The 26,422-nt window shown below is 69.1% G+C and carries 24 protein-coding genes; 10 read left to right on the top strand and 14 right to left on the bottom strand.

What is annotated here, in order from left to right; all coding sequences use genetic code 11:
- Positions 1-29: 29 nt before the first annotated feature.
- Positions 30-365, bottom strand: coding sequence for a hypothetical protein (locus tag AC07SQ_RS07750; RefSeq protein WP_062479977.1), 336 nt, complete (start codon positions 363-365; stop codon positions 30-32).
- A gap of 244 nt (positions 366-609) precedes the next feature.
- Between AC07SQ_RS07750 and ycaC the strand changes: the two genes are divergently transcribed.
- From ycaC to AC07SQ_RS07730, 4 genes are all read left to right on the top strand, one after another.
- On the top strand, positions 610-1,236 hold the full coding sequence (ycaC, locus tag AC07SQ_RS07745; RefSeq protein ID WP_062479957.1) for an isochorismate family cysteine hydrolase YcaC: 627 nt from the start codon (positions 610-612) through the stop codon (positions 1,234-1,236).
- A 7-nt stretch (positions 1,237-1,243) separates the two neighbouring features.
- Positions 1,244-1,933, top strand: coding sequence for an isochorismatase family protein (locus AC07SQ_RS07740; protein ID WP_062479955.1), 690 nt, complete (start codon positions 1,244-1,246; stop codon positions 1,931-1,933).
- A gap of 93 nt (positions 1,934-2,026) precedes the next feature.
- On the top strand, positions 2,027-2,623 hold the full coding sequence (locus AC07SQ_RS07735) for an NADPH-dependent FMN reductase (protein ID WP_095746578.1): 597 nt from the start codon (positions 2,027-2,029) through the stop codon (positions 2,621-2,623).
- 97 nt (positions 2,624-2,720) lie between these two features.
- A complete protein-coding gene (locus AC07SQ_RS07730; protein ID WP_095746577.1) occupies positions 2,721-3,938 on the top strand; it encodes an acyl-CoA dehydrogenase family protein in 1,218 nt (405 codons plus the stop codon).
- A 22-nt stretch (positions 3,939-3,960) separates the two neighbouring features.
- On the opposite strand, the gene AC07SQ_RS07725 is transcribed toward AC07SQ_RS07730, so the two are convergent.
- The 5 genes from AC07SQ_RS07725 to AC07SQ_RS07705 form a co-directional block, all read right to left on the bottom strand.
- On the bottom strand, positions 3,961-5,217 hold the full coding sequence (locus AC07SQ_RS07725) for a Zn-dependent hydrolase (protein ID WP_495272215.1): 1,257 nt from the start codon (positions 5,215-5,217) through the stop codon (positions 3,961-3,963).
- Between the two features lie 18 nt (positions 5,218-5,235).
- Complete coding sequence (gene hydA, locus AC07SQ_RS07720; RefSeq protein WP_495272216.1) at positions 5,236-6,675, bottom strand: dihydropyrimidinase; 1,440 nt, start codon at positions 6,673-6,675, stop codon at positions 5,236-5,238.
- A 26-nt stretch (positions 6,676-6,701) separates the two neighbouring features.
- On the bottom strand, positions 6,702-8,207 hold the full coding sequence (locus AC07SQ_RS07715) for an NCS1 family nucleobase:cation symporter-1 (RefSeq protein ID WP_495272217.1): 1,506 nt from the start codon (positions 8,205-8,207) through the stop codon (positions 6,702-6,704).
- A gap of 124 nt (positions 8,208-8,331) precedes the next feature.
- A complete protein-coding gene (preA, locus tag AC07SQ_RS07710; RefSeq protein ID WP_495272218.1) occupies positions 8,332-9,642 on the bottom strand; it encodes an NAD-dependent dihydropyrimidine dehydrogenase subunit PreA in 1,311 nt (436 codons plus the stop codon).
- Positions 9,643-9,715: 73 nt separating this feature from the next.
- Complete coding sequence (locus AC07SQ_RS07705; protein WP_495272219.1) at positions 9,716-11,086, bottom strand: NAD(P)-dependent oxidoreductase; 1,371 nt, start codon at positions 11,084-11,086, stop codon at positions 9,716-9,718.
- A gap of 253 nt (positions 11,087-11,339) precedes the next feature.
- Between AC07SQ_RS07705 and AC07SQ_RS07700 the strand changes: the two genes are divergently transcribed.
- Both AC07SQ_RS07700 and AC07SQ_RS07695 read left to right on the top strand, forming a co-directional pair.
- A complete protein-coding gene (locus tag AC07SQ_RS07700) occupies positions 11,340-12,791 on the top strand; it encodes an aminotransferase-like domain-containing protein (protein WP_495272220.1) in 1,452 nt (483 codons plus the stop codon).
- Positions 12,788-13,525 carry a TetR family transcriptional regulator C-terminal domain-containing protein gene (locus AC07SQ_RS07695; protein ID WP_139702566.1) on the top strand — a complete coding sequence of 246 codons (738 nt, stop codon included), beginning with the start codon at positions 12,788-12,790 and terminating at the stop codon, positions 13,523-13,525. Before AC07SQ_RS07700 ends, AC07SQ_RS07695 begins: the two co-directional genes overlap by 4 nt.
- Here the strand turns inward: AC07SQ_RS07695 and AC07SQ_RS07690 are convergent.
- Both AC07SQ_RS07690 and AC07SQ_RS07685 read right to left on the bottom strand, forming a co-directional pair.
- Positions 13,522-14,805, bottom strand: coding sequence for a PhzF family phenazine biosynthesis isomerase (locus AC07SQ_RS07690; protein WP_495276181.1), 1,284 nt, complete (start codon positions 14,803-14,805; stop codon positions 13,522-13,524). The genes AC07SQ_RS07695 and AC07SQ_RS07690 overlap by 4 nt on opposite strands.
- A gap of 44 nt (positions 14,806-14,849) precedes the next feature.
- Positions 14,850-15,836, bottom strand: coding sequence for a Bug family tripartite tricarboxylate transporter substrate binding protein (locus AC07SQ_RS07685; RefSeq protein WP_495272222.1), 987 nt, complete (start codon positions 15,834-15,836; stop codon positions 14,850-14,852).
- A gap of 102 nt (positions 15,837-15,938) precedes the next feature.
- On the opposite strand from AC07SQ_RS07685, the gene AC07SQ_RS07680 reads away from it, so the two are divergent.
- On the top strand, positions 15,939-16,769 hold the full coding sequence (locus AC07SQ_RS07680; RefSeq protein ID WP_495272223.1) for a helix-turn-helix domain-containing protein: 831 nt from the start codon (positions 15,939-15,941) through the stop codon (positions 16,767-16,769).
- Between the two features lie 9 nt (positions 16,770-16,778).
- On the opposite strand, the gene AC07SQ_RS07675 is transcribed toward AC07SQ_RS07680, so the two are convergent.
- Positions 16,779-17,468: a response regulator gene (locus AC07SQ_RS07675; protein WP_495272224.1), complete on the bottom strand. Its 690-nt coding sequence runs from the start codon at positions 17,466-17,468 to the stop codon at positions 16,779-16,781.
- Positions 17,465-19,048: an ATP-binding protein gene (locus AC07SQ_RS07670; RefSeq protein WP_495272225.1), complete on the bottom strand. Its 1,584-nt coding sequence runs from the start codon at positions 19,046-19,048 to the stop codon at positions 17,465-17,467. The genes AC07SQ_RS07675 and AC07SQ_RS07670 overlap by 4 nt, the downstream gene beginning before the upstream one ends.
- Positions 19,049-19,205: 157 nt before the next feature.
- Between AC07SQ_RS07670 and AC07SQ_RS07665 the strand changes: the two genes are divergently transcribed.
- The 3 genes from AC07SQ_RS07665 to AC07SQ_RS07655 are packed head-to-tail and all read left to right on the top strand — an operon-like array spanning position 19,206 to position 20,553.
- Entirely contained in the window at positions 19,206-19,475 is a 270-nt protein-coding gene (locus AC07SQ_RS07665; RefSeq protein ID WP_495272226.1) for a hypothetical protein, read from the top strand.
- Complete coding sequence (locus tag AC07SQ_RS07660) at positions 19,465-20,265, top strand: dioxygenase family protein (RefSeq protein ID WP_495272227.1); 801 nt, start codon at positions 19,465-19,467, stop codon at positions 20,263-20,265. Before AC07SQ_RS07665 ends, AC07SQ_RS07660 begins: the two co-directional genes overlap by 11 nt.
- Positions 20,266-20,268: 3 nt before the next feature.
- The gene (locus AC07SQ_RS07655) at positions 20,269-20,553 is read left to right on the top strand and encodes a hypothetical protein (protein WP_495272228.1); all 285 of its coding nucleotides are present in this window, start codon (positions 20,269-20,271) and stop codon (positions 20,551-20,553) included.
- Here AC07SQ_RS07655 and AC07SQ_RS07650 read toward each other — a convergent pair.
- From AC07SQ_RS07650 to AC07SQ_RS07635, 4 genes are all read right to left on the bottom strand, one after another.
- Positions 20,528-21,211, bottom strand: coding sequence for a response regulator (locus tag AC07SQ_RS07650; protein ID WP_159275528.1), 684 nt, complete (start codon positions 21,209-21,211; stop codon positions 20,528-20,530). The two genes, AC07SQ_RS07655 and AC07SQ_RS07650, sit on opposite strands and share 26 nt — an antisense overlap.
- Before the next feature lie 16 nt (positions 21,212-21,227).
- A complete protein-coding gene (gene bamA, locus AC07SQ_RS07645; RefSeq protein ID WP_495272229.1) occupies positions 21,228-23,633 on the bottom strand; it encodes an outer membrane protein assembly factor BamA in 2,406 nt (801 codons plus the stop codon).
- Between the two features lie 75 nt (positions 23,634-23,708).
- Entirely contained in the window at positions 23,709-24,365 is a 657-nt protein-coding gene (locus AC07SQ_RS07640) for a nuclease-related domain-containing protein (RefSeq protein WP_062480899.1), read from the bottom strand.
- A gap of 348 nt (positions 24,366-24,713) precedes the next feature.
- A complete protein-coding gene (locus AC07SQ_RS07635) occupies positions 24,714-26,375 on the bottom strand; it encodes a Na/Pi cotransporter family protein (protein ID WP_062480901.1) in 1,662 nt (553 codons plus the stop codon).
- Positions 26,376-26,422 lie beyond the last annotated feature (47 nt).

The following is a 26,422-nucleotide window of genomic DNA, read 5'->3' as shown; positions in this document are numbered from 1 at the left end:
CTCAGGCGTTCGCTCGCCGCCGCGCGGCCTCAGGCGGCGAGAAGGGCGTGGGGCCGGGGTGGCCGCTTGGGCCGGTCGAGCAGCGGCGAGAGCACCGAGGTGGAGCCCAGCCGCGGCGGTTGCGCGGAGAGCACCAGCAGATTGCGCGCGTGGGGACGCGCATCGACCAGTTCGGCGTGCTCGGAGCCGGCTTCGTCCATGGCGGACGGGTCTTCGGACGATGTCTTGCCGATGTCCTTGTCGCCGCCATCGGCCAGCGAGGCGGCGAGCGTCGCGACGGTCTGGCGTTCGCCGGACGACGACGTCACATGGTGGCCGCCGACCAGCCCGTGCGCGAGCACGGCGAAGCCGTAGCAGGACAGCATGAAAGCGAGGACGGTAGCGGCAAACCAGCGGGACATGTAGGGGTATTTTACCCGCCGCCACGGATCGGCTCCGGCGGGCGCGAATTCATCCGACCACGGCGCACGGGTGTTGCCATCGTCCATCGGGTGGAACGCTGCAAGCCAATTGCACCGACTACCGGACTTCGGGGCGCGCTTTTACGCTGACGGACATGCATCGGGGGCCATTTTTCCCCGGCATTCAACCTCGCAAAGGAAGCCTCTCATGTCCAAGCCTTACACCCGTCTCGACAAGAACGATGTCGCCGTGCTGCTGGTCGACCACCAGACCGGCCTGCTCTCGCTGGTGCGCGACATCGACCCCGACAAGTTCAAGAACAACGTGCTGGCCCTGGCCGACATCGCCAGCTACTTCAAGCTGCCCACGGTGCTGACCACCAGCTTCGAGAACGGCCCCAACGGCCCGCTCGTGCCCGAGCTGAAGGCCCAGTTCCCCGACGCGCCCTACATCCCGCGCCCCGGCCAGATCAACGCCTGGGACAACGAGGACTTCGTCAAGGCCGTGAAGGCCACGGGCAAGAAGCAGCTCCTGATCGCCGGCGTGGTCACCGAGGTCTGCGTGGCCTTCCCGGCGCTGTCGGCGCTGGCCGAGGGCTTCGACGTGTTCGTCGTCACCGACGCGTCGGGCACCTTCAACGACGTGACGCGCCAGGCCGCATGGGACCGCATGTCGGCCGCCGGCGCGCAGCTGATGTCGTGGTTCGGCGTGGCCTGCGAGCTGCACCGCGACTGGCGCAACGACATCGAGGGCCTGGGGACGCTGTTCTCCAACCACATCCCCGACTACCGCAATCTCATCACCAGCTACACGCAGCTGACCCAGGGAAAGTGAGCACCCCATGACCACACCGAACACCGTCGCCAACTTCAACGGCGCCAAGCCCGTCATCGACCCGGACGACGCCGTGATGCTGCTCATCGACCACCAGAGCGGGCTGTTCCAGACCGTGAAGGACATGCCGATGACCGAGCTGCGTTCCAACGTCACCACGCTGGCCAAGGTCGCGACGCTGGCGAAGATCCCGGTCATCACCACCGCCTCGGTGCCGCAGGGCCCGAACGGCCCGCTGATTCCCGAAGTGCACAAGTACGCGCCGCATGCGCAGTACGTGGCGCGCAAGGGCGAGATCAACGCCTGGGACAACCCCGAGTTCGTGGCCGCCGTGAAGGCGACCGGGCGCGGCACGCTGATCATCGCGGGCACCATCACCAGCGTGTGCATGGCCTTCCCGAGCATCGCGGCGGTGCACGAGGGCTACCGCGTGTTCGCGGTGATCGACGCCTCGGGCACCTACTCGAAGATGGCGCAGGAGATCACGCTGGCGCGCGTGGTGCAGGCCGGCGTGGTGCCGATCGACACCGCGGGCGTGTGCTCCGAAGTGCAGAAGACCTGGCACCGCGACGATGCCGCGCAATGGGCCGAGGCCTACAGTGCCGTGTTCCCGCCCTACCAGCTGCTGATCGAGAGCTACATGAAGGCGCAGGAGGTGGTGACGAACAGCGAGCAGCTGGATTCGCAGCGCGCCTGATCTTCCGGGTGCGACACTGACGAACGCCGCGCCGCACGCGCAAAGTGCGGCGCGGTTTTCCTTCTTCTTTCAACGCACGGCAAGGAGCCCGGCATGGACAGTCCCCGCATCCTGATCATTCCCGGCAGCGCCCGCGACGGCTCGCTCAACCGCCGGCTGGCGGCCGTGGCCGCGGCCACCGCGCGCGCGGCGGGCCTGCAGGTGACGGAGATGGACCTGCGCGCGCTGGCGCTGCCCGTGTACGACGGTGACCTCGAGGCCGCCTCGGGCGTGCCGGCCGGCGCGCACGAACTGCGCAGCGCCATCGCGGCGAGCGACGGCGTGCTGATCGTCACGCCCGAGTACAACGGCTTTCCCACGCCGCTGGTCATCAACGCCTTCAGCTGGCTCTCGCGCATTCCGCCCGGCGAGGGCCACGCGGGTGGCCTGGCCGCCACGGCCAACAAGCCGGCCGCACTGCTGTCGGCCTCGCCCGGGCCGCTGGGCGCGCTGCGCTCGATGAACTTCCTGCGCCAGTACCTGCAGATGGCCTTCGCCATGCTGGTGGCGCCGCAGCAGTTCGCGCTCGGGCGCGCGAACGAGGCCTTCGAGGCCGACGGCACGCTGAAGGACGCGCGCGCCGCGCAGTCGGTGCAGAAGGTGGTGGCGGCGCTGGCCGCGCTCGCGACCGCGCTGCCCACGCCACGCTGACCCGCCCAGGGCGGCGTTCGTGCTGTCGCGCGAACGACCGTCCCGATCCGCATCGCGACGTATCTTCGACCGCACATTGGAAGAAGGACGAGACGACATGCAATTCGAATTCACGCCCCGGGTGCTCGCGCTGCGCGCCGAGCTGCTCAAGTTCATGGACGAGCACGTCTACCCGAACGAGAAGCGCCGCGAGGAAGAGCTGGCCGCCAACGCCCGCGCCGGCCGGCCCTATGCCGAGCTGCCGATGATGGCCGGCCTGAAGGCCAAGGCGCGCGAGCGCGGCCTGTGGAACCTGTTCCTGCCCGAGTCGGAGCACGGCCCGGGCCTGAGCAACGTCGAGTACGCGCCGCTGTGCGAGATCATGGGCCGGCGCTACTGGAGTGCCGAGATCTTCAACTGCTCCGCCCCCGACACCGGCAACATGGAAGTGCTGGCGCGCTACGGCACCAAGGCGCAGCAGGAACGCTGGCTCACGCCGCTGCTGGCCGGCGAGATCCGCTCGTCGTTCGCCATGACCGAGCCCGAGGTGGCCTCCAGCGACGCCACCAACATCCGCTGCAGCATCCGGCGCGAGGGCGACGAGTACGTCATCAACGGGCGCAAGTGGTACATCACCGGCGCCATGAACGAGCGCTGCGAAATCTTCGTGCTGATGGGCAAGACCGACCCCGACAACGCCGACCGCCACAAGCAGCAGTCGATGGTGCTCGTGCCCAAGAACACGCCCGGCATCACCATCGTGCGCGACATGCAGCTGCTGGGCATGTACGACCCGCCCTTCGGCCACCCCGAGATCGTGTTCGACAACGTGCGCGTGCCGGTCGAGAACATCCTGCTGGGCGAAGGCCGCGGCTTCGAGATCGCGCAGGGCCGCCTCGGCCCCGGCCGCATCCACCACTGCATGCGCGCCATCGGCATGGCCGAGGCCGCGCTGGAGATGATGTGCCAGCGCCTCGTGTCGCGCGTGGCCTTCCACAAGCCGCTGTCGGAGCAGGGCGTGTGGCGCGAGCGCATTGCCGAGTCGCGCATGCTGATAGAGCAGTCGCGCTGGATGGTGCTGAATGCGGCCTACCGCATGGACACCGTGGGCAACAAGGTAGCGGCCAAGGAGATCGCCATGATCAAGGTGCTCACGCCGAACAACTGCGTGAAGGTGATCGACTGGGCCATGCAGGCCTTCGGCGCGATGGGCCTGAGCCAGGACACGCTGCTCACGCACTTCTACGCCTACGAGCGCCACCTGCGCGTGGCCGACGGACCCGACGAGGTGCACCGCAACGCGATCGCCAAGCAGGAGCTGGCGGCGTATCAGTAACGGCAACGCCGCCGCGAGCGCGTCAGTCGACGCGTTTCGCGCGCTCCAGCATGGCGTGCAGCAAGACGTTGCAGCCGGCCGTGAGGTGGTCGGGCTGCGCGTCCTCGATCTCGTTGTGGCTGATGCCGTCCTTGCAGGGCACGAAGATCATGCCGGCCGGTGCCAGCCGCGCCGCATAGATCGCGTCGTGGCCCGCGCCCGACACCACGTCCATGGTCGAGTAGCCGAGCTTTTCGGTCGCGCGGCGCACCGCGTCCACGCAATCGGGGTGAAACGGGCAGGGCGGAAAGTACGACACGCGCTCGATCGTCACGCCCAATCCGGTCTCGCGCCCCGTGCGTTCGACGAAGGCGAGGATCTCGCCGTGCATGCGGTCGAGCAGTTCGCCGCTCACGTTGCGCAGGTCGACCGAGAACTTCACCTCGCCCGGAATCACGTTGCGGCTGTTCGGGTGCACCTGCACCATGCCGACCGTGCCGCGTCCGTAGGGCGGGTAGCGCAGCCCGATGGCCACCACCTCCTGCATGATCCGCGTCGCCACCTGCAGCGCGTCGCGACGCAGGTGCATCGGCGTGGGGCCCGCATGCGCCTCCATGCCGGTGACGACGCAGTCGTACCAGGAGAGGCCGAGCACCGCCGGCACCACGCCGATGACCTTGTCCGCATCTTCCAGCACCGGCCCCTGCTCGATGTGCGCTTCGAAGTAGGCGCCGATGGGGTGGTCGCCCGGCGTCTGGTCGCCGATGTAGCCGATGCGCTGCAGCTCTTCGCGCACCGTCTTGCCCTCGGTGTCCTTCGCGGCGTAGGCGTGCTCCAGGCTGAAGGCGCCGCAGAAGACGCCCGAGCCCATCATCACCGGCACGAAGCGCGAGCCTTCCTCGTTGGTCCAGAACGCGACTTCGATGGGCGCCTCGGTGCGAATGCCCTGGTCGTTCAGCGTGCGCACCACTTCCAGTGCCGACAGCACGCCGTAGTTGCCGTCGAACTTGCCGCCGGTGGGCTGCGTGTCGATGTGGCTGCCCGACACGATGGGCGGCAGCGCGGGGTTGCTGCCTTCGCGGCGCATGAAGACGTTGCCGATCTTGTCGACCGTGATGCTCAGGCCCGCCGCCTTGCCCCACGACACCACGAGGTCGCGCCCCTGCTTGTCGAGGTCGGTCAGCGCCAGCCGCTTGACGCCGCCCTTGGGGGTGGCGCCGATGCGCGCCAGCTCCATCAGCGAGTTCCACAGGCGCTCGCCGTTGATCGTCAGCACCTGCGTGTCCACTGCTGCATTCATGTATGACTCCTTGGGGGTTCAGCGCGCCACGGCCGTGGGCGCGTGCTGCTGCTTGAAACGTTCGAGCGCGGTGAACATCGGTGCGAAGGGCGGGCGCTTGAGGTAGCGGCCGGTGCCGGGCTCGGCGCGCAGGTCGCCGTCGCGCCAGACCCAGCGGCCGGCACTGACCGTGTGCCTGGGCACACCTGTCACCTGGCGGCCTTCGAAGATGTTGAAGTCGCTCTTCGAGTGCTGCGTCTTCACCGACAGCGTCTTGGTGGCCTTCGGGTCCCACACCACGATGTCGGCGTCGGCACCGGGCTGGATCACGCCCTTGCGCGGGTACAGGTTGAACAGCTGCGCCGCGTTGGTCGAAGTGACGCGCACGAACTCCGACGGCGTGAGCCGGCCCGCGTTGACGCCGGCATCCCACAGCACGGCCATGCGCTCTTCGACACCGCCGCAGCCGTTGGGGATCTTCGTGAAGTCGTTGCGGCCTGCGGCCTTCTGCTCGGCGCAGAAGGTGCAGTGGTCGGTCGCCGTGGTGTGCAGGTTGCCGCCCTGCAGGCCGCGCCACAGCATGGCCTGGTTCTCGCGCGAGCGGAAGGGCGGGCTCATCACGTGGGCGGCAGCGCGCGCAAAGTCGGGGTCGCGGTAGGCGCTCTCGTCGACCACGAGGTGGCCGGCCAGCACCTCGCCGTACACGCGCTGGCCGCGCGCGCGGGCGCGGGTGATAGCGTCGAGCGCCTCGCCGCACGACACGTGCACCACGTAGATCGGCACGCCCAGCACCTCGGCGATGGCAATGGCGCGGTTGGCCGCCTCGGCCTCGACCATCGGCGGGCGTGACAGCGGATGCCCCTCGGGGCCGCGAATGCCCTGTGCCAGCAACTGCTGTTGAAGCATCGCGACCAGCTCGCCGTTCTCCGCATGCACCGTGGGCATGGCGCCGAGCTCCAGCGAGCGCTGGAAGCTCTTCACCAGGATCTCGTCGTCGGCCATGATTGCGTTCTTGTAGGCCATGAAGTGCTTGAAGCTGTTCACGCCATGCTCGTGCACCAGCGTGCCCATGTCCTTGTGCACGCTGTCGTTCCACCAGGTCACGGCCACATGAAAGCTGTAGTCGCCGGCAGATTTTTCGGCCCAGTCGCGCCACATGCGGAACGCGTCCATCAGCGACTGCTGCGGGTCGGGAATCACGAAGTCGATGATGCTGGTGGTGCCGCCAGCCAGGCCGGCCGCCGTGCCGCTGAAGAAGTCGTCGGCCGCCACGGTGCCCATGAAGGGCAGCTGCATGTGGGTGTGCGGGTCGATGCCGCCGGGCATGACGTAGGCGCCGCCAGCGTCGACGACTTCGGCGCCCGCCGGCACCTGCAGGTCGGTGCCGACCTGGAGGATCTTGTCCCCCTGGCAGAGCACGTCGGCACGGTGCTCGGCATCGGCGTTGACCACCGTGCCACCGCGAATGAGAACGGTCATGGCGTGGGTTCCTTTTCTGTTTTGTCTCAGCTGGGGTTCTTGAGGGGCGGGGTCATGCCCTGAAGCTGTGGCGCGCGCGCCTTCATCAGCCCCATGTAGACCACGGCCGACAGCACCACGCCGACGAACCAGGCGTAGGTGTAGATCGTCTTGAAGAACTCGGGCATCGACGGCACGGCCGACGGAAAGGCGGCGTTGAGGAAGCCGGGGATGTTCGGCAGCACGCCGACCACGAAGGCGACGATGGCCGCCATGTTCCAGCCATTGCCGTAGCTGTAGGCGCCGGTCTCGCGGTAGAGCGCGTCGACGTCCAGCTCCTTGCGGCGGATGAGGTAGTAGTCGGCAATCAGGATGCCGGCCACCGGCCCCAGCAGCGCCGAGTAGCCGATGAGCCAGGTGAAGATGTAGCCCTGCGTGGTCTCCAACACCTTCCACGGCATCATCACGATGGCGATGCCGGCCGTGATGTAGCCGCCCGTGCGGTACGAGATCTTCTTCGGGTTGAGGGCAGAGAAGTCGTAGGCCGGGCCCACGAGGTTGGCCGCCAGGTTCACGCTCACCGTGTCGATCAGCAGGATGATGAGCGCGAGCAGCACCGCGGCGCCGGTCATGCGGCTGGCCAGGTCCACCGGGTCCCACAGCGCCTTGCCGTAGATGACCACCGTGGCCGAGGTGACCATCACGGCCATCATCGCGAGCAGGCCCATGGGGGCGGGCAGGCCGATCACCTGGCCCACCACCTGGTCGCGCTGCGAGCGCGAGAAGCGCGTGAAGTCGGGGATGTTCAGCGCCAGCGTGGCCCAGAAGCCCACCATGGCCGTGAGCGATGGCCAGAACACGGCCCAGAACATGCCGGCCTTCTTTCCGCCCGCTTCGAACTGCGAAGGCTGGTCGAAGATCGGGCCCAGGCCGCCCGCGCGCTGCACGGCCCAGTAGAGCAGGGCGATGCACACGATGATCTTCAGCGGCGCGGTGTAGGTTTCGAGCCGGCGGATCGATTCGATGCCGTGCACCACGAAGTACAGCTGTATGGCCCAGAAGATCAGGAAGCACACGAGCTGCGCGCCGTTGATGCCGAGCATCGGCAGCTTGTCGCCGCCCAGCGGCTGGCCCATGAGCACGCCGACCAGCGTGTAGATCATCTGGCCGCCGAACCAGGTCTGGATGCCGTACCAGCCGCAGGCCACGATGGCGCGCAGCAGCGCCGGCAGCCGCGCCCCGCGCGTGCCGAACGAGGCGCGCGCCATCACCGCGTAGGGAATGCCGTACTTGGCGCCCGCGTGCCCGATGAGCAGCATCGGCACCAGCACGATGGCGTTGCCGAGGAACACGGTCAGCACCGCCTGCCCCCACGACATGCCGCCCTCGATCAGGCTGGCCGCCAGCATGTAGGCGGGGATGCACATCACCATGCCCACCCAGAGTGCGGCGAAGTGGTACCAGCGCCACGTTCGCTGCGCCAGCGTGGTGGGCGCCAGGTCCTCGTTCCAGAGGTTTGCGGCGGGTGCGCCGCCGTGCTGTGGGGTCGTCATGTGGGTTTTCTCCTGCACGTGTGTCGTGCTTCTGGCCGTGTGGTCGTTCCCCTCCCGCCGCCGCCCGGTCTGCGCCGGGCTTGGTCATTCACTTGCTCACTCACTCGCTTGTTCGATATCCCGTTCAGGCGGGACTGCCGGTGCGCATCGGGTTGTTGGGGTGCGTGGTCCAGTTGGCGTAGTGGCCGACCACCGGGTGGCCGGTGCGCGCGTCCGTCTCACCGGCCTTCAGCGTGCGCATCGACAGCGCGCCGGGCACCGGGCAGATCGACACGCACAGGTTGCAGCCCACGCACTCTTCTTCCTTCACCTCGAAGAAGCGCATGCCGTCTTTCGTGGCGCTGATGGCCTGGTGCGAGGTGTCTTCGCACACCACGTGACAGCGGCCGCACTGGATGCACAGGTCCTGGTGAATCACCGCCTTGTCGACGTGGTTCAGGTTGAGCTGCTGCCAGTCGGTGATGCTGCCGACCGCACGGCCGCGCAGCTGATCCAGGTTGGCGTAGCCCTTCTGGTCCATGAAGTTGGAGAGGCCGTCGCACAGGTCCTGCACGATCTTGAAGCCGTAGACCATGGCGGCCGTGCACACCTGCACCGAGCCGCTGCCCAGCGCGATGAACTCGGCCGCATCGCGCCAGGTCGAGACGCCGCCGATGCCCGAGATCGGCAGGCCGGCGGTCTGCGGGTCGCGCGCGATCTCGGCCACCATGTGCAGCGCGATGGGCTTGGCGCCGGGGCCGCAGTAGCCGCCGTGCGAGCCCTTGCCGTCGGTGTGCGGGAACATCGCCATCGCGTCCAGGTCGACGCCCATGATCGAGTTGATGGTGTTGATGAGGCTCACCGCGTCGGCGCCGCCTTTCTTCGCGGCGCGCGCGGCGGGCCGGATGTCGGCCACGTTGGGCGTGAGCTTCACGATCACCGGCAGCTTCGAGTAGTGCTTGCACCATTCGGCCACCATCTGGATGTACTCGGGCACCTGGCCCACGGCTGCGCCCATGCCGCGTTCGCTCATGCCGTGCGGGCAGCCGAAGTTCAGCTCGATGCCGTCGCAGCCGGTGTCCTCGACCCTCGGCAGGATGTTCTTCCAGGCCTCTTCGGTGCACGGCACCATGATCGACGCCACCAGCGCGCGGTCGGGCCAGTTGCGCTTCACGCGCGTCATCTCTTCCAGGTTGGTGCGCAGCGGCCGGTCGGAGATCAGCTCGATGTTGTTGAAGCCCGTCACGCGGCGGTCGGCCGCGTACGACACGGCGTAGCGCGGGCCGTGCACGTTGACGACGTTCGGGTCTTCGCCCACGGTCTTCCAGACCACGCCGCCCCAGCCGGCCTCGAAGGCGCGGACCACGTTGATCTCCTTGTCGGTCGGTGGCGCCGAGGCCAGCCAGAAAGGGTTGGGGCTGCGGATGCCCACGAAGTCGATGCTCAGGTCTGCCATGTGAATTGCTCCTGTCGCGCCACGGCGCGCTCGGATGAATGGAGTGAAGGAGAGGGAGGGATTCGCAGCCGCGTCAGGCGGCGCGCAGGTGGCGGTCGATGGACAGCGCGGCCTGCTTGCCGTCTTCCACCGCCTCGACCGTGAGGTCGCGCCCGCCGAAGCGCGCGTCGCCGCCGGCCCAGACTTTGGGGAGCGAGCTGCGGCATTCCGCATTGGTGCTGATGCGCCCGCCCTGCAGCTGCACGCCGCTGTCTTCCAGCGCGGTCGCGACAAAGCTCTGGCCGATGGCGCACAGCACCATGTCGGCCTGCAGCGCGAGCGCTTCGCCGGTCTCGATCAGCTTGCCGTCGACCAGCGCGGTGCGCGCGAAGTCGATGCCGCGCAGCACGCCGCCCTTGGCGCGCAGGGCCTTGGGCGCGGCCCAGTGGATGATGCGCACGCCGTTCTCCTTGGCCCAGCTCTGCTCGTCGACCGAGGCGCCCATGGCTTCCGCGCCGCGCCGGTAGACGATGCTCACGTCTTCCGCGCCGAGCTTGCGCGACTGCACGGCCGCGTCCACCGCGGTCATGCCGCCGCCGATCACCACCACGTGCCGGCCGATGGCCACGTCGGCCGGCGAGGCGGCCTGGCGCAGTTCGGCGATGAAGTCCACCGCGTCGCGCACACCGGTCTGCTCGCCCAGGCCCAGCGTGTTCACGCCCGCCAGGCCCAGGCCGAGGAACACCGCGTCGTAGCCGGCGGCGAGTGCGTCCAGGTGCAGGTCGCGGCCCAGTGCCTGGTTGTTGCGTACCTCGATGCCGCCGACCGACAGCAGCCACTCGATCTCGCGTTGGGCGAAGTCGTTCACCGTCTTGTAGCTGGCCAGGCCGTACTCGTTCAGGCCGCCCAGCTTGGGGCGTGCATCGAACAGCGTCACCTGATGGCCCAGCACCGCGAGGCGGTGGGCGCAGGCCAGGCCGGCCGGGCCCGCGCCGACGACGGCAATGCGCTTGCCCGTGTCGGCCGCGCGCACGAAGAGCGGCGCGCCGGGCGCGTCGAAGAAGGCGTCGGTCGCGTGGCGCTGCAGCAGGCCGATCTCGACCGGCTTGCTCTCGTTGCTGTTGCGCACGCAGGCCTGCTCGCACAGCACCTCGGTCGGGCAGACGCGGGCGCACATGCCGCCCAGCGGGTTCTCTTCGAGGATGGTGCGCGCGGCGCCGCGCAGGTTGCCGTCGGCGATGCGGCGGATGAAGGTCGGGATGTCGATGCCCGTGGGGCAGGCCGTCTGGCAGGGCGCGTCGAAACAGTAGTAGCAGCGCTCGGCCTCGATGTTGGCCTGCACCACGTTCAGCGGCGGGTGGGCGTCGCAGAAATTCTTGGCGTACTGCGCGGGGTCGAGACGGCCGGCGCGCACATCGGAGGCAATGTGCGCGCTGGGCGCGACGGGATTCATCGTGCTGCTCATGGGCTTTCAAGCTCCAGGTCGTGGTGGGGTAACCGTGTGCGACATGAGAGATCGAGCCCTCATGAAGTTTGACCAAATGGTCGAATGTCGCGATGATTCAGCAAACGAGGGGTGCCGCCCATACACAGTTGGCGCGGCGCACGAGAAAGTGTTTGCCGCTGCCGACCATGCTGTTTGGTGCACTCCCCAGCACAGTTGCCCAGGGCAAACCCTGTCCAGACAGGCCGCATGCGTTTCTCAAGGAGACCCGGTGATGCAGAGTTCAAGCAACGCGTCGGCGCTGCGCCAGCCGGCGCAGGCCGGTGCCGGTTGGATGCAGGGCCTGATGGGCGACATGGACGAAGCCGCGCCTGGCCTCGGGCTGGCGCAGCGCCTCGTGGTGGGTGTCGAATTGCGCGTCATCGACGGGCGCCTGGCGCCCGGCACCAAGATGCCTTCGGTGCGCGCGCTGGCCGGCAAGCTGGGCATCAGCACCTTCACCGTCACCGAGTCGTACAGCGCCTTGCGCGCGCGCTCGGTGCTGGCCTCCCGGCCGGGCAGCGGTTACTACGTGCTGCACCGGCCTTCGCGCATTGCATCCGACGACGCCGATGCGGTGCCGCGCATGACCGACACCGCCACGGCCCACGACCGCCCGCCACCCGCCGAATACCGGGGCGACGACCTGGTGCGCGAAGCCATGCGCCGCGTGGCGCGCTCGGCCCCCGAATGGGACAGCGGCACGCGCCAGGGTTTCGGCCTGCCGCGCCTGCGCGAGCTGATCGCCGCGCGCCATCGCGCCGAGCTGCCCGCGCTGGGCCCGCAGCAGGTCATGACGGCAGCGGGCAGCCTGGGCGCCACGATGTGTTTGCTGCAGGCCTGGACCGAGCCCGGCGACGCGGTGCTGGTCGAGTCGCCCGCACCGCGCCAGCTGCGCAGCCTGATCCGCACGCTGGGCCGTCGCATGCTCGAAGTGCCACGGCGCGGCGGTTGCCTCGACATCGCCGCGCTCGACAGACATGCCGTGCTGTTGCCTGCGGCAAGCCGCCAGCGCCTGCTGTTCCTGTCGACGGCAGTTTCCAATCCGCTGGGCGTGTGCATGAGCCCGCAGGGCGCGCACCAGGCGCTGCAGGCGGCCGAGCGGCACGACCTGCGCGTGATCGAGCTCGACACCTGGCGCGGGCTCTCGCCGCTGCAGGCACCCAGCCTTGCCGCGATGGACGGGCTGCAGCGCGTGGCGCAGGTCGGTGGCGTGTCGACCACGCTCTCGGCCAAGCTGCGGCTTGCACATGTGCTGCTGCCGCAGCATTGGGTCGAGGATGCGGCCTTGCGCTGCCTGCACACCACGCTCGGCCCGAGCGAGTTCGAGGAGCGCGTCGCCTGCGAGGTGCTGGCCGATGCCGGCTATCCGCGCTTCCTGCAGAAGCTCAACACCGCGCTGAAGATCGCCGGCGAGCGCACGCTGTCGTTGCTGACAGGCGCGGGCCTGCAGGCGCTGTGCGTGCCCGACGGCGGCCCCTTTCTCTGCGCGGGTTGGCCGCCCGGCTGTGAGCCTCGTCCATCGAGCGATGCGGTGCTGCAGGAGGCGCGCAAGCAGGGCCTGCCGCTCGCTGCCGCGACCGATTTCGGCGACATGCCGCAGCCCTTTGCCTGGTATCGCTTCAACGTCGCGCATTGCGGCGACGAGCGACTGGTGCGCTTCCTGGCGCGGATGAAGAACCCATGAGTGCTGCGCCACCCCTGCGAACTGCGGCGCGTCCTCCCGCCGTGAAGCGCCAGGCCCGCCGCCAGAACCTCGAGAGCGCCATCCTCGCGGTGGCGCAGGAGCGATTCGCGCTGCACGGCTACGGCGGCGTGTCGGTCGACGACATCGCGGCCGACGCGGGCATCTCCAAGCAGAGCCTGCTGTACTACTTCCCCTCGAAGAAGGCGCTGTACAGCCGCGTGTTCAACGACGTGCTCGACTCGTGGCTGTCGAACCTCAACAGCCTGGCCGACGCCGACCTCGACCCGCATGCCGCGCTGGAGCGCTACGTCACGCAGAAGCTGCAGTTCTCGTACGACCACCCCTCGGGCTCGCGGCTGTTCGCGCAGGAAATCATTTCGCAGGCGCCGCAATGCGCCGACGACATCGAGGCCAAGCTGGTACCGGCCTTCCGCGCCGAAGCCGCAGTGCTGAACCGCTGGATGGCGAACGGCGACGTGGCGCCGCTGCCCGTGCCGCACCTGCTGTTCACGCTGTGGGCCATGACGCAGACCTACGCCGACTTCGCCTGGCAGATGCGCATGCTGCTCGGCAAGCAGGCGCTGGAGCCAGCGGATTTCGACCTGGCCCGCGAGACCATCCTGCGGATGCTCGAAGGCGCGCTGGGGCTGAAGCGGCCCGCCACCTCGGCGGTGGTGACGAGCGGGCACGCTGCGCTGCCTCCCGTGGAAAAAGCCGGGAAGGAGCGGGCCTAGTCGCGCGTCTCGAGCACCATCGACACCTCGACCACGCCGCCGCGAGGCAGCGACGCGACGCCCACGGTGGTGCGAACCGGCAGTGGGGCATCGGGGAAGATCCGCTGAAGGGCCGCCGAGGCCGCGTCCATCACCTGGGCGTGGTCCTTGAAGTCGCCGCAAGCCTGGAGATAGCCGTTCAGTGCCACGACGCGCACGACGCGAGAGAGGCTGCCGAGTTCGTCCTGTGCCGCGCGCAGCAGGGCGCCGACAGCCGCCACTGCGGCCCGCTGGCCGCGTGCCACATCGTCGGGGCCTTCGAGCCGGCCTGTGATCACCTGGCCGTTCTCGCGCGCCACCACGCCGCTCGAATGCAGCAGGTTTCCCACTTGCGCGAATGTGGCGTAAGTACCCGATGGCTTGGCCCGCGCCACTTCAGGTGGGCACAGCTGGTCGAGCAGAAAGTCTTCGGGCTGCGCATCGCAGGCCTCGCCGCCGACCCAGCAGCCTTCCTGCGCGTTCGCACCCGATGGCAGTCCCACGTGGATCGCGGAAGGTGAACCCATCGCTTCGCCCTGCCGCACGGTCGCCGACAGCGCGTCGTGGCCGACCAGCCCAAGGTGGCGCAGGCCCCAGGCCAGCGCCGCGGCGGCGATGCCCGTGGCGGCGTCTTCCGGGTAGCCGGAAGATTTGGGAAATTGCCGCGCGCTGACCGTGTCGGTCTCGTCCCGTGACATGGCATAGGGATACAGCCCGGTGGACCCGAGACGTTCGCACAGCGATTCGACGCGTGCGAAGTCGACGCGCAAGGCGTGCAGCTGCGCGGTGTCGGCCAGGCGAACCAGCGTCTTGACCCGGCTGGTGGCGGCGTTGAGCACCGGCCCCACGATCTGCCCGACCTCGATGCCCAGGCACTGCGCGAGGTCTTCGACCAGCCGCTGTTGCGTCACCTCTTCCACCGTGGCGCGCGGCTGGCTGATCCGCACCGTGCCATCGACGCGCCGGCCCGTGACGGTGCCGCTGAGCGTTTCGATCGCGACGGGCGCACCGTCCCATTCGCCGCGCCGGTGCAGCAGCCACAGCGCGCCGACCGTGGCGTGGCCGCACATTTCCATCTCGTGCTTGGGCACGAAGTAGCGCATGCGCAGCCGGTGCGCCGGTGTGGTCGGCTTCAGCACGAAGACGGACTCATGGCCGCTGAGCCGGGTGTGCTCCTGCATCTGTGCGGTGGAGAGCGCGTCGGCATCGAGCCAAACGGGCGCGGGGTTGCCGCCGACGGATGGGTCGGGGCCGACGAACACGCGGATGTTCCGGCAACCGGGCGCAGAAAAAATCGCAGCCATCGTCAATCAGCCCTCGCATTGACCGAGCGCGCAATGCCGCCCCAGAGCTTGATGTCGCCGCGGATCTGTTCCTCGAACACCTCGGGTCGCACGCTCCACGGCGTCACGCCCTTGGCCAGCATGTCGGCGCGCAGGGCCGGGTCTTTCATCGCGGTGTCGAGCGCGGCGCGCAACCGCTGCACCACCGGCTGCGGCGTGGCGGCCGGTGCCATCAGGCCGTACCAGAGCTGCGGCTTGAAGTCCTTGATGCCGGCTCCCTCGAAAGTCGGCAGGTCGGCGAAACCCGCCATCGGTTCACTGATGGCCAGCGCGCGCATGCGGCCGCCGCGCACCTGCGCCAACAGCGCGGGCGGGTTGTCGAACAGTGCCTGGATCTGGCCTGCCATCAGGTCGGCCTGCGCGGGCGCGGCGCCGCGGTAGGGCACGTGCGTCATCTCGATGCCGGTGCGCTGCTTGAAGAGTTCGCCCGCCAGGTGGCTCAGGCTGCCGTTGCCGATGCTGCCGTAGTTGAGCGCCTGCGGGTTGGCCTTGGCGTAGCCGACGAAGTCCTTCACCGTGCGCGCCGCCAGCGCGGGCGTGACCACCAGCACGAAAGGCGTGGTGCCGATGGTGCCGATCGGCACCAGGTCCTTGAGGGGGTCGTACGCGAGCTTGGGGTACACCGCATCGGCCGAGGCGATGGTGGTCGTGGTGCTGGCCACCAGCGTGTAGCCGTCGGGGTTCGCCTTCGCGCCGAAGCCCGTGCCCACGGTGCCGCCCGCGCCGGAGCGGTTGTCGATGATGACCGACACACCGAGCGCAGCCTGTAGCCGCAGCTGCACCGAACGGAAGATCACGTCCGTTCCGCCGCCGGCGGGGAAGGGTACGATGATGGTGATCGGCTTCACCGGGTAGGCCGGATCGGAGGCCGGCCACGAGGCGGTCGGCCCGTACAGGGCACCGGCGGCGGCCAGGCCCAGGAGCGCGCGGCGCAGAGGTTGAGTAGTCATGGGGTCTTCTTGCAGGAGTGGTCCTTCCGATTCTGTGGAGCGCGCGCCAACGCGTGCGCCCGATTGCGACATGCGCGGCTTCGAATGCGACAAGGAACGGCCATGCCACTGACTTCCAGCCACCCGCCGCCCCGCCAATCGCTGTTCGTCGAACGGCTGTCTCACCAGGCGACGATGGTCGCCAACACCCGCGACCACTACGCCACCGACGCGCACGTGCACGATTGCGACATGCTGTTCGTGCCCATCGCAGGCCGCTTCAGCGTGGGCGATGCGCAGGGCGAGGCGCAGCGCCTCGGGCCCGGCCACTTCGTCTGGTTCGCGGCGGGCAGCGCGCATTCGACGACCACGCTCACCGCCGGCCAGAGCCATGTCGCGGTCTACGTCGATCCGGCGCTGTGGGCCACGGCCTTGCAGGCGCAGGGCGTCGTGCGGCCCCCGCAAGGCATGCGCGCGGGCAGCACCGCGCTGGGCGCCCTGTCGCAGCGGATGTTCGAATCGACCCGCGCGGGCGACAGCGAGAACTACGTGCTGTGCGGCGCGCTCGTGATGGAGGCCGCGCGCCTGAGCGCCAACCCGTTGTCGGAGGGCGACGCCTCGCCGGCGCTGTGGGTCGCCGAGCTGCTGGCCGAAACGATGCTGCGCGATCTGGCGCAACCCCTGTCGCTCGACGCCTTTGCCCAGCAGCACCGGCTGTCGCGCCGGCAAGTGGAGCGGATCTTTCGCGCGAAGCACGGCATCTCGCCGCTGGAGTTCCTGCAGCGCCAGCGCATCGAGCGGGCCGTGTACCTGTTGCAGACCACGCGGGACTCGGTGCTGTCCATCGCGCTGCAGGTCGGCTGGGAGTCGGCGTCCTATCTTTCGCGGATGCTGGAGAAGACCTGGGCGAAGACGGCGACGCAAATTCGCGCGGCAGCCCCTCGGAAAAACTAGCCTGGCCGTTCAGGCCGGCGGCGCTTCCCACGCGAAGCCGACGCCATACACCGATCGAATCCAGTCGTGCGCGGGCGTCACCGCGCCGAGCTTGCGGCGCAGGTTCTTCACGTGGCTGTCGATGGCGCGCTCGGTCACGTCCACCGTGTCGTCGTAGGCCAGCTCCAGCAGCCGGGCGCGCGAGAAGATGCGGCCCGGGTGCCGCGACAGCACCTGCAGCAGCCCGAACTCGCGGCGCGTGAGGTTCAGCGGCGTGCCGTCGAGCGAGGCGCGCCAGTGCACGTCGTCGAGCACGAGGCCCGGTGCGTCGCCCGGCGTGGCCTGCGCCGCCACGGCCGGCGCGGTGCGGCGCAGCACGGCGCGCACGCGTGCCACCAGCTCGCGCGGTGAGAAGGGCTTGCACACGTAGTCGTCGGCGCCCAGCTCCAGACCGAGCAGGCGGTCGACCTCCTCGATGCGCGCGGTGAGCATGATGATCGGATGGGCGGTGTGCTCCCGCGCGCGGCGCAGCACCTCGATGCCATCGAGGCGCGGCAGCATGATGTCGAGCAGCGTGAGGTCGGGCGGCGCGGCGACGATGCGTTCGAGTGCGCTCTGCCCGTCGGCGAAATGTTCGGTGTCGTAGCCGGCGTGGCGCAGGTAGTCCTGCACCACGGAGGCGATGTCGAGTTCGTCCTCGACGATCACGATGCGCGTCATGCGGAAGCCGCCAGCGGAAGGGTGATCGTCATGCGCAGCCCGCCCAGCGGCGAAGGCGCCGCCTCGATGCTGCCGCCGTGCGCCTCGAGGGTCGCGCGGCAGATCGACAGGCCCAGGCCCGAGCCGCCCAGCGCGCGGCTGCGCGAGGTCTCGCCGCGAAACAGGCGGTCGAAGAGGCGCGGAATCTCTTCTTCGGGCACGCCCGGTGCGCTGTCGTCGAACACCAGCGTGAGGCAATTGCCGGTCCATGCGCCTTCGACGCTCACGCCGATGCGCAGCTGGCCGCCGGCGTCGGTGTAGGCCAGCGTGTTCTCCAGCAGGTTCATGAAGACCTGGTGCAGCCGGTGCGCATCGCCGTCGATCACCGGCTGGGCCGAGGCGGCGATGCGGTCGAGGGCGTCGCGATCGAGCGCGATGCCGCGCTGCGCGAAGCGGTCGCGCGTGTGGTCGAGCGCCTCCTTCAGCAGCGACAGCGGGTACACCGGCGCCTTCAGCAGGTCGCTCTGGGGCTCGCGCATGCTGCTGCGCAGGTCGTCGACCAGCTGGCCGAGGCGGATCACCTGCCGGTGCATGCGCAGCGCGGTGCGTTCGTCGAAGGTGCGCACGCCGTCCTGCAGCGCTTCGATCTCCGCGCGCATGGCCGCCAGCGGCGTGCGCAGCTCGTGCGCCGCATCGGCCAGCCAGGCGCGGCGCGAGGCCTCGGCCGTGTCCAGGCGCTGCGCCATGTCGTTGAAGGTCTTGCCCAGCAGCGCGAGCTCGTCCGAGCCGTGGACCGCGACGCGCGTCGAGAGCCGTCCGCGCGCCACGTCCTGTGCGGCCTGCGTGAGCGCGTCGATCGGCTGGAACCAGCGGCGCGCCAGCAGCCACGACAGCACCAGCGCAAAGGCCAGGCCGCACAGCCCGGTGAGCGCGATCACGCCGGACTGCCGGGCGAGAAAGGCGCGGTCGGCCTCGCTCTCCAGGCCTTGCATCGGCGCGAGCGCGAGGTAGCCGACGACGGTGCGCCCGTGGCGGATCGGCCGGCGTGCGGCGTTCTCGGGGTCGATGGTCGCGCCGACCACGAGCGCGCCGTGCGCGTCGAGCACGGCGAGGCGGCGAAAGATCGAGTCGGGCGGGCCGGCCAGGCCGGGGAAGAAGCCCGGGGGCGGCATCAGGAAGCGGCGGGGCAGCAGGTCGAGCTGTGGCGGCGGGGGCGAGGCGGTGGGCGAGAGTCCGCTGGACGGTTCTGCCTGCGGCGCGCCGTCGCCCTGTGTGCCGGGCGCACGGCGCTCGTACCAGGGCGGCAGCCGTCGGTCGTCGGGCGTGGCGGCGCCGTCGATCACCATGGCCGACTGGCCCAGCTGCAGGCGGTGCCAGGCGTCGTCGTTGTCGCGCAGTTTCTTCCAGTCGCCGTTGGCGGTGTAGTGCTTCAGCAGCAGCTGCGAGAGCCAGTCCATGCGGCGGATCTCTATCTCGGCCACGTAGGCGCCCAGGCCCCGCTGCAGCGCGACGATCGAGAAGCCCACGAAGCTCAGCAGCAGCACGATCAGCAGGGCGGCCAGGGCCAGGAAGATCTTGCGGGAGAGGGTCAGGCGCGGCATGGGCTCGGCGGCGGAGGCATGGCCGCATTCTGCGGCATGCGTTTCGGGGGCGGGGATGGCATGGGCAAGCCGCCGATCATGGCGCCCGATTGGGGAGGAATCTGGGAGACGGGCCTTCCCGCTCCTCTCCCACATTTCTCCCGATTCGGATCGCACGATGCCCGCCATGACACCGGACACGCATCGCGCCTCTTCCACCTTCGCTTTCCGCGCACTGGCCGCCGCCGCGCTCGCCTGGGCCCCGCCGGGGCACGCCGCGCCGCCGTCCACGCCTCCGGGCGACACCGACATCGACCTGCTGCTGTTCCTGCTGGCGGCGCTGTTCTGGGGCGTCGCGCATGTGTGGACGCTGTTCGTGGTCTGGGCCGAGGCGCGGGCCTCGGGCGTGCGAGCCCCTGCCAGGAAGGAGGCTGCCCATGGCCGATGAAGCGATCGGGCGCCGGGGCCTGTTGGCCGCGATCGGTGCGGCGGGTCTGGCAGCGTCAGCACCAGCGGCTGCCACACCGCAGAAGCTCCCGCTGACCGCCCAGACCACCGAGGGCCCGTACTACCTGGACCTCGCGAATTTCCGCACCGATCTGACCGACGGCCGCGAGGGCGTGCCGCTCGATGTGCGCCTGCGCGTGCTCGATGCCGCCGGTCGGCCGCTGCGCGGCCTGCGCACCGACCTGTGGCACTGCGACGCGCAGGGCAACTACTCCGGCTTCGGCGGGCAGGGCGACGACCGCACGCGCGGCTTCGAGGGCCAGGCCTTCCTGCGCGGCAGCCAGCGCACCGACCGCGACGGCCAGGCCACGTTCGCCACGCTCTACCCGGGCTGGTACGCGGGGCGCACCACGCACATCCACGTCAAGGTGCACCACCGCGAGCGCGCCGTGCTCACGACGCAGTTCTTTTTGCCCGATGCGCTCAGCGAGTTCCTCTACACGCAGGTCTCCAGCTACCAGCGCGCGCGGCTGCGCGACACGCTCAACAGCGCCGACGGCATCGCGCTGCGGGCCGGCGACACGGTGCTGGGCGCGGTGCGCGAGGAAGGCCGGCGCTATGTCGCGCTGCTCACGCTGGTGGTCGACCCCGCCGCGCGCCCGGTGACCGAGCGCCCGCCGTCGCTCGGCAAGGGGCCCATGCCAGTGGGCGGCGTGCGGCCGATGCGGCCGCGCACGCCCGAGGGCCTTGCCCGCATCCGCGCGCTGGTGCCGCCGCGCACGGAAGGCTGAGCGGTGCTGCGCATGCCGCTCCCGTCCGTTGCGCCCGCCGATGGGCGGGTCACGCCGCGCGCGCTGGCCCACGTCTGCGCGGGCGGCCTGGCCTTGTGCAGCTTGGCGCTGGGCATCGGCGTCGCGGCACGCGGCGCCTGTGCGGAGGCCCGGCAGGCCGAGGTGCGCAATTCGCGTCTGGCGACGCTGGCGCCGATCATGCAAAGGGGCGGCGAAGGCCGCACGCCGCGCGGCCACGGCGCGTGCAAGGCCAGGTCCGCCCTCAGCCCGGCCGCTGCGCGAAGCTGAACCCCACGCCGTAGACCGAGCGGATCCAGCCGTGCGAGGGCGACACGGCCGCGAGCTTGCGCCGCAGGTTCTTGATGTGCCCGTCGACCGCGCGCTCGTTCACGTCGAGCGCCTCGGGGAACGCCGCTTCGAGCAGCCTGGCGCGCGTGAACACGCGGCCCGGTTCGCGCGACAGCGCACGCAGCAACAGCAGCTCGCGGCGCGTGAGCGCCAGGGCCCGTCCCTCCAGCCAGGCATGGCCCAGCGCGCTGTCGAAGGCCACGGCGGGCGAGGCCATGCCCACGCTCAGGTCGGGCGGCGCGCGTCGGCGCAGCACCGTGTGCACGCGCGCCACCACCTCGCGCGGCGAGAAGGGCTTGCAGACATAGTCGTCGGCGCCCAGGTCGAAGCCGCGCAGCCGGTCGGCCTCGTGCGCGCGCGCCGTCAGCACGATGATCGGGTGGTCGCTGCGTGCGCGCACCTGCGCGATCACCTGCAGCCCGTCGATGCGCGGCAGCACCACGTCGAGCAGCGTGAGCGCCGGCGGCGCGTGCAGGATGCGCTCAAGCGCGGCGGCGCCGTCGCCGAGCTGCTCCACCTCGTGGCCCGCGCGCTGCAGCGGGCCCAGCAGCAGCGACGCGATCTCGCGTCCGTCTTCCACCAGCAGGATGCGGCTCATGGTCGTGCGGGTCGGTTCAGAAGGACGTGCCGATCTGGAACTGGAAGCGCTGCGTGCGGTCGGCCGCGATGCCGTTGGCCGTGTCCTCCTTCTGGTAGACGATCGGCACCGCGTACGCCAGGCGCAGCGGCCCCAGCGGCGAGATCCAGCTGATGCCCAGGCCGGCCGAGGCGCGCAGGCGGTTCTGCGCCTTCCACTGCGCGTCGGTCATGCTGGCCGTGCGTTCGGCGAACACATTGCCCGCATCGAAGAAGGTGTACAGGCGCAGCGACTTGTCGTTGCCCGCGCCGGGGAAGGGCGTGGTCAGCTCCATGTTGAAGATCGCCTTGCGCGTGCCGCCCAGCGAACCGCCGGTGACCGCGTCGGTCGGGCCCAGCGAGTTCTGCTCGAAGCCGCGGATCGAGCCCAGCCCGCCCGCATAGAAGTTCTTGAAGATCGGGAAGCTGCTGCCGCCCAGCGCCTTCGCATAGCCGAGCTGGCCGTTGAAGGCCAGCGTGTACTGCCTGGACAGCGGCACGTACTGCTGGTACTGGTAGTTGGTCTTCAGGTAGCGCAACTCGCTGCCCACGCCCAGCTCGAGGTTGGCGCTCTGCAGGCGCCCGCGCGTGGGCACCAGGGCGCTGTCGCGGTCGTCGCGCGACCAGCCCACGGTGGCCGGGATGCCCACCACGTTCCTGCCCGCGCACACCACGCTCGGCGCGGTGCCCGTGCACTGGAAGTAGTCGAGGTAGGCCTGCGGCGTGGCCGTGTAGACGTACGAGCCGTTGACCAGCGTGTACGAACCGTTGGTGCCCGGCGTGAACGAATAACGCTCCACGCCGATGCCCAGGTACACCGTGTCCAGCTCGTTCACCGGCAGTCCGAAGCGCACCGAGCCGCCGTCGCTCGCGAGCTTGTAGTTGCCGTCGGCCTCGTAGTAGGGCCGGGTGGTGGTGTGGAACAGGTTGAAGGTGCGCGAGATGCCGTCCTTCGTGAAGTACGGGTCGGTGGCCGTGAGCGACACCGAGCGGTTGTACGAGCTGGTGTTGACCTGCAGCCCCAGGTAGTTGCCCGAGCCGAACACGTTCTCCTGCGTGATGCCGAAGCTCAGCGAGACCTTGTCGGTCGACGAGTAGCCCGCGCCGAGTTGCAGCGAGCCCGTGGGCTTCTCGGCCACGGTGACGTTCAGGTCGACCTGGTCGTTGCTGCCCGGCACTTCGGCGGTCTCGACGTTCACGTCGGTGAAGAAGCCCAGGCGGTCGACGCGGTCGCGCGAGAGCCGGATCTTCGTGCCGTCGTACCAGGCGCCTTCGTATTGGCGGAACTCGCGCCGGATCACCTCGTCGCGCGTGCGCGCATTGCCACCGATGTTCAGCCGCCGCACATAGGCGCGCCGCCCCGGCTCGGCGTTCAGCACCATCACGACGCGGCGCCGGGTGCGGTCGATCTCGGGCTCGGCCTTCACGCGCGCGAAGGCGTAGCCGAAGGTGCCGAAGTGATCGGCGAAGGCCTTGGTGGTGGCCGCCACGTCCTCGCCGTTGTAGGGCGCGCCGGGGCGCACGGTGACGAGCGACTTGAACTCGTCCTCGCGTCCCAGGTAGTTGCCCGCCAGCTTCACGCCGGCCACCGCGAACTTCTCGCCCTCGCTGATGTTGACGGTGAGTTCGAGTGTCTGCCGGTCGGGCGAGATCGCGACCTGCGTCGACTCGATGCGGAACTCGAGGTACCCGCGCGTCAGGTAGAACGAACGCAGCGTTTCCAGGTCGGCGTCGAACTTGGTGCGTGCGTACTGGTTCGACTTCGTGTACCACGCCAGCCAGCCGCCGCTGTCCTGGTCGAACAGGTCGAGCAGTGTGCGTTCGTCGAAAGCCTGCTGGCCCACCACGCGCACCCGCGTGATGCGCGCCGGCTCGCCCTCGGTCACGCTGAACGTCAGGTTGACGCGGTTGCGCTCCAGCGGCGTCACGGTGGTGACCACCTGCGCGTTGTAGAGGCTGCGGCCGATGTATTGGCGCTTGAGTTCCTGCTGTGCGCGGTCGGCCAGCGCCTTGTCGTAAGGCCGGCCTTCGGCCAGCCCGATGTCGCGCAGCGCCTTCTGCAGTGCCGCCTTGTCGAACTCCTTGGTGCCCGCGAAGTCGACATCGGCCACGGTGGGGCGCTCTTCGACGATGACGACGAGCACATGGCCATTGACGTCGATGCGCACGTCCTTGAACAGCCCCAGGTCGAACAGAGCGCGGATCGCCGCGCTGCCGCGGTCGTCGCTGTAGGTATCGCCGGCCTTCAGGCCGAGGGTCGCGAATACCGTGCCCGCTTCGACGCGCTGCAGGCCTTCGAGGCGGATGTCCTGCACGGTGAACGGGTCGGCGGCCTGTGCGGGGCAGGCCGCCATCGCGAGGCACAGCGCGGCAAGGGCTGCGAGAGACTTGGGAGGAATCATCATCACCGCATGGTCTTCACCAATGTCGGAGGAATGTGGGACGCCCTCCCGCGCCCAGGGCCGGTTGGTGAGCAGTCGTTACTGCAACCCCATCGCGTTCACCGCCGGCCACGCCACCGCAGGCCGTTCGATCCGTTCGCGACAGTTCTGCGCATGCGTCTCCAGCGACAGATCGCCCTGGATCTCCAGTAGTCGCTGCACCGTGCGATCGACCGCCTGCGCGTCGAGCAGCGGATACGTGCGCGCCGTGCGCCCGTTGTTGCGCACCAGGCGCGCGATGTACGGCAGGTCCTGCTGCGTGATCACGGCGGCAGGCATCACGCCCTCCAGCTCCACGCCTTCGCACGGCAGCAGCACGAAGTACTGCAGCCGCAGGTCGTCCGGCAGCAGGCTGCGCAACTGCGTCGTCTTGCGCCCGCCTTGCCAGGCCGGGTCTTTCACTTCACGTGCCCGCGTGCAGCCCTGCAACCGCAGGAACCAGCGCGGCGGCGCCTCGTCGGACTTCTTGCGGTAGACGAACGCATTGCGCCACGCCTTGATCTCGAACAGGTACACCCCGGTCTCGCACACGACGACCGCATCGATGCGCGCCGTGGGCACCACGCAACCGGAAGGCATCGGGATGATGAGGTTGCGAAGAATGCGCAGATGCGAAAACGCCGGACTGAACGCGGTGGCAAGTTGCTGCACCCCGAGCGACGCGGCGACCGCGCTTTGCGGCAGAACAATGGTCATGTCGAACTCCTTCGGAGCCCCGAGCATTGCCGGCCTTTTAGGAGACTTCTGGTAAACGAGGCAGAGCCTTGCGGTGTTCCCAGGCCGAGCGAAGCAAAGGCCTGTGAGGTTCCCCACCCCTTCTGTATGCGCCGAGGAGCGCAGCGTTTCGCGGATCAGGGCTCGCCCTTGTTTGAGCGAAGCGAGTTTGGGCGAGACCCCGCGAAACGTGAGCACCGCAGGTTGCCCGCAGCGAAGCGGAGGGACGCAGACAGCAGGGTCGCCTTTTCTTTGCTTACTTTCTTTTGGCGAAGCAAAAGAAAGTGAGTCGCCCGCCGGGGCGAGACCCGGCCTCAGGCCATCAAACGACTAACCCTCGATCTTCCCCAACCGAGACTCCCGCAGCCGGCTAGGCGCCAAAGCCCCCGCAGACTCAAGAATCGGATAAGCAATCGAACAGATATGCGAATTGATCCGCTTCAAATCACTGATCAGATCGATGTGCAGCGAACTCGTCTCGATGCTCAAAGTAGTCCGATCCGACAACCGATCCAGATGGGTTGTTGCATAGGCCCGCTCCAGATCCCGAAACCGCGCCTTCTCTTCCAGCAGCTTCTGTGCGTCGCGAACATTGCCGTTCAAGAACACACTCATGCTCAACCGCAGATTGGCAACCAGCCGCTGGTGCAACTCGACGATCTCCGCCATCCCCGCTTCCGAGAAGTTGCGCTGCGGCTTGATCTTCTTGTCCTCGATATCGATGATCACCCGCTCGATGATGTCCCCGATCTGCTCCATGTTGATCGTGAAGCTGATGATGTCCGTCCACCGCCGGCTTTCCTCTTCGCCCAGCGCCTCGCGCGAGATGCGCGTCATGTAGTACTTGATCGCCGAGTACAGCTCGTCCACCGTGTCGTCGAGCTGCCGCAGCTCCTGCGCCAGCCGCAGGTCGTTGTTGCGGATCACATCGAGCGTGCCGATCAGCATCGTCTCCACGATGTCCGCCTGGTGCAGCGCCTCGCGCGCCGCGTTCGAAATGGCCAGCGAAGGCGTCGACAGCGCCGAAGGATCGAGGTGGTGCGGCCGGCTCGTGCCCACGGGCTGCGGCGGCACGGGCAGCATGCGCGTCACCAGCTTGGCGACCCACTGCGTGAGGCCGATGAAGCCGACGCTGATCACGATGTTGAACGCCAGGTGGAACAGCACCACGCCGTGCGTCTGGTTCGGCAGCTGGGGCTGCACGTAGCGCACCCACAGCCCCACGAACGGCGTGACCAGCGCCACGCCCAGTGCCTTGAACAGCAGGTTGCCCACCGTCACCTGCCGCACCGACACGGCCGAGCGCGCCGTGGTCAGCACCGCCAGCAGGCCGCTACCGAGGTTGGCGCCGAGCACCAGGCCCAGCGCCACGTCGAGCGGCACCACGTTCGAGCTCGCCATGGCGGCCACCAGCAGCACCACCGCCAGGCTCGAATAGGCCACGATGGCAAGTGCGGCACCCAGGGTGATCTCCAGCAGCACGTCGCTGGTGATGGACGCCAGCAGCGCCCGCACGGCCGGCGACGAGAACAGCGGCTCGGTGGCCGCCACCACCAGCTGCAGCGCCAGCAGCATCAGCCCCAGCCCGATCAGCACCCGCCCCACGCGCCCCGCCACGGTGGCCGAGCGCGTGATGAACAGCACCACCCCCACGAAGATGAACATCGGCGAGAGCCACGAGAGGTCGGCCGAGAACAGCACCGAGATCAGCGCCGTGCCCACGTCGGCGCCCCGCATCACCGCCAGCGCCGCCGGCAGCGTGACCAGGCCCTGCCCCACGAACGAGGAGGTCATGAGCGAGGTGGCCGTGCTCGACTGCACGAGCGCCGTGACGCCGATGCCCGAGAGCGCGGCCGTGAAACGGTTGCGCATGCTCTGCACGAGGATCTTGCGCAGGTTGGCGCCGAAGACGCGCAGCACGCCGGTGCGCACGAGGTGCGTGCCCCACACCAGCAGGGCGACGGCCGCAAGCAGATTCAGAAGGTGCTTCATGGAGGGCGGGGTCTGACCTTTCTCTTGTTTTCGTTTTGATTCGTTTC

The sequence above is a fragment of the Variovorax sp. GW821-FHT06D12 genome (genome assembly GCF_059419205.1).
The sequence above is the reverse complement of the archived record's forward strand: the minus strand, read 5'-3'. Positions and strand labels throughout refer to the sequence as shown.

What these genes read in the sequence shown, in the direction of transcription:
- AC07SQ_RS07750 (WP_062479977.1), bottom strand. Translation starts at nt 365, where the DNA reads ATGCTGTCCTGCTACGGCTTCGCCGTGCTCGCGCACGGGCTGGTCGGC.
- ycaC (WP_062479957.1), top strand. Translation starts at nt 610, where the DNA reads ATGTCCAAGCCTTACACCCGTCTCGACAAGAACGATGTCGCCGTGCTG.
- AC07SQ_RS07740 (WP_062479955.1), top strand. Translation starts at nt 1,244, where the DNA reads ATGACCACACCGAACACCGTCGCCAACTTCAACGGCGCCAAGCCCGTC.
- AC07SQ_RS07735 (WP_095746578.1), top strand. Translation starts at nt 2,027, where the DNA reads ATGGACAGTCCCCGCATCCTGATCATTCCCGGCAGCGCCCGCGACGGC.
- AC07SQ_RS07730 (WP_095746577.1), top strand. Translation starts at nt 2,721, where the DNA reads ATGCAATTCGAATTCACGCCCCGGGTGCTCGCGCTGCGCGCCGAGCTG.
- AC07SQ_RS07725 (WP_495272215.1), bottom strand. Translation starts at nt 5,217, where the DNA reads ATGAATGCAGCAGTGGACACGCAGGTGCTGACGATCAACGGCGAGCGC.
- hydA (WP_495272216.1), bottom strand. Translation starts at nt 6,675, where the DNA reads ATGACCGTTCTCATTCGCGGTGGCACGGTGGTCAACGCCGATGCCGAG.
- AC07SQ_RS07715 (WP_495272217.1), bottom strand. Translation starts at nt 8,207, where the DNA reads ATGACGACCCCACAGCACGGCGGCGCACCCGCCGCAAACCTCTGGAAC.
- preA (WP_495272218.1), bottom strand. Translation starts at nt 9,642, where the DNA reads ATGGCAGACCTGAGCATCGACTTCGTGGGCATCCGCAGCCCCAACCCT.
- AC07SQ_RS07705 (WP_495272219.1), bottom strand. Translation starts at nt 11,086, where the DNA reads ATGAGCAGCACGATGAATCCCGTCGCGCCCAGCGCGCACATTGCCTCC.
- AC07SQ_RS07700 (WP_495272220.1), top strand. Translation starts at nt 11,340, where the DNA reads ATGCAGAGTTCAAGCAACGCGTCGGCGCTGCGCCAGCCGGCGCAGGCC.
- AC07SQ_RS07695 (WP_139702566.1), top strand. Translation starts at nt 12,788, where the DNA reads ATGAGTGCTGCGCCACCCCTGCGAACTGCGGCGCGTCCTCCCGCCGTG.
- AC07SQ_RS07685 (WP_495272222.1), bottom strand. Translation starts at nt 15,836, where the DNA reads ATGACTACTCAACCTCTGCGCCGCGCGCTCCTGGGCCTGGCCGCCGCC.
- AC07SQ_RS07680 (WP_495272223.1), top strand. Translation starts at nt 15,939, where the DNA reads ATGCCACTGACTTCCAGCCACCCGCCGCCCCGCCAATCGCTGTTCGTC.
- AC07SQ_RS07675 (WP_495272224.1), bottom strand. Translation starts at nt 17,468, where the DNA reads ATGACGCGCATCGTGATCGTCGAGGACGAACTCGACATCGCCTCCGTG.
- AC07SQ_RS07670 (WP_495272225.1), bottom strand. Translation starts at nt 19,048, where the DNA reads ATGCCGCGCCTGACCCTCTCCCGCAAGATCTTCCTGGCCCTGGCCGCC.
- AC07SQ_RS07665 (WP_495272226.1), top strand. Translation starts at nt 19,206, where the DNA reads ATGCCCGCCATGACACCGGACACGCATCGCGCCTCTTCCACCTTCGCT.
- AC07SQ_RS07660 (WP_495272227.1), top strand. Translation starts at nt 19,465, where the DNA reads ATGGCCGATGAAGCGATCGGGCGCCGGGGCCTGTTGGCCGCGATCGGT.
- AC07SQ_RS07650 (WP_159275528.1), bottom strand. Translation starts at nt 21,211, where the DNA reads ATGAGCCGCATCCTGCTGGTGGAAGACGGACGCGAGATCGCGTCGCTG.
- bamA (WP_495272229.1), bottom strand. Translation starts at nt 23,633, where the DNA reads ATGATGATTCCTCCCAAGTCTCTCGCAGCCCTTGCCGCGCTGTGCCTC.
- AC07SQ_RS07640 (WP_062480899.1), bottom strand. Translation starts at nt 24,365, where the DNA reads ATGACCATTGTTCTGCCGCAAAGCGCGGTCGCCGCGTCGCTCGGGGTG.
- AC07SQ_RS07635 (WP_062480901.1), bottom strand. Translation starts at nt 26,375, where the DNA reads ATGAAGCACCTTCTGAATCTGCTTGCGGCCGTCGCCCTGCTGGTGTGG.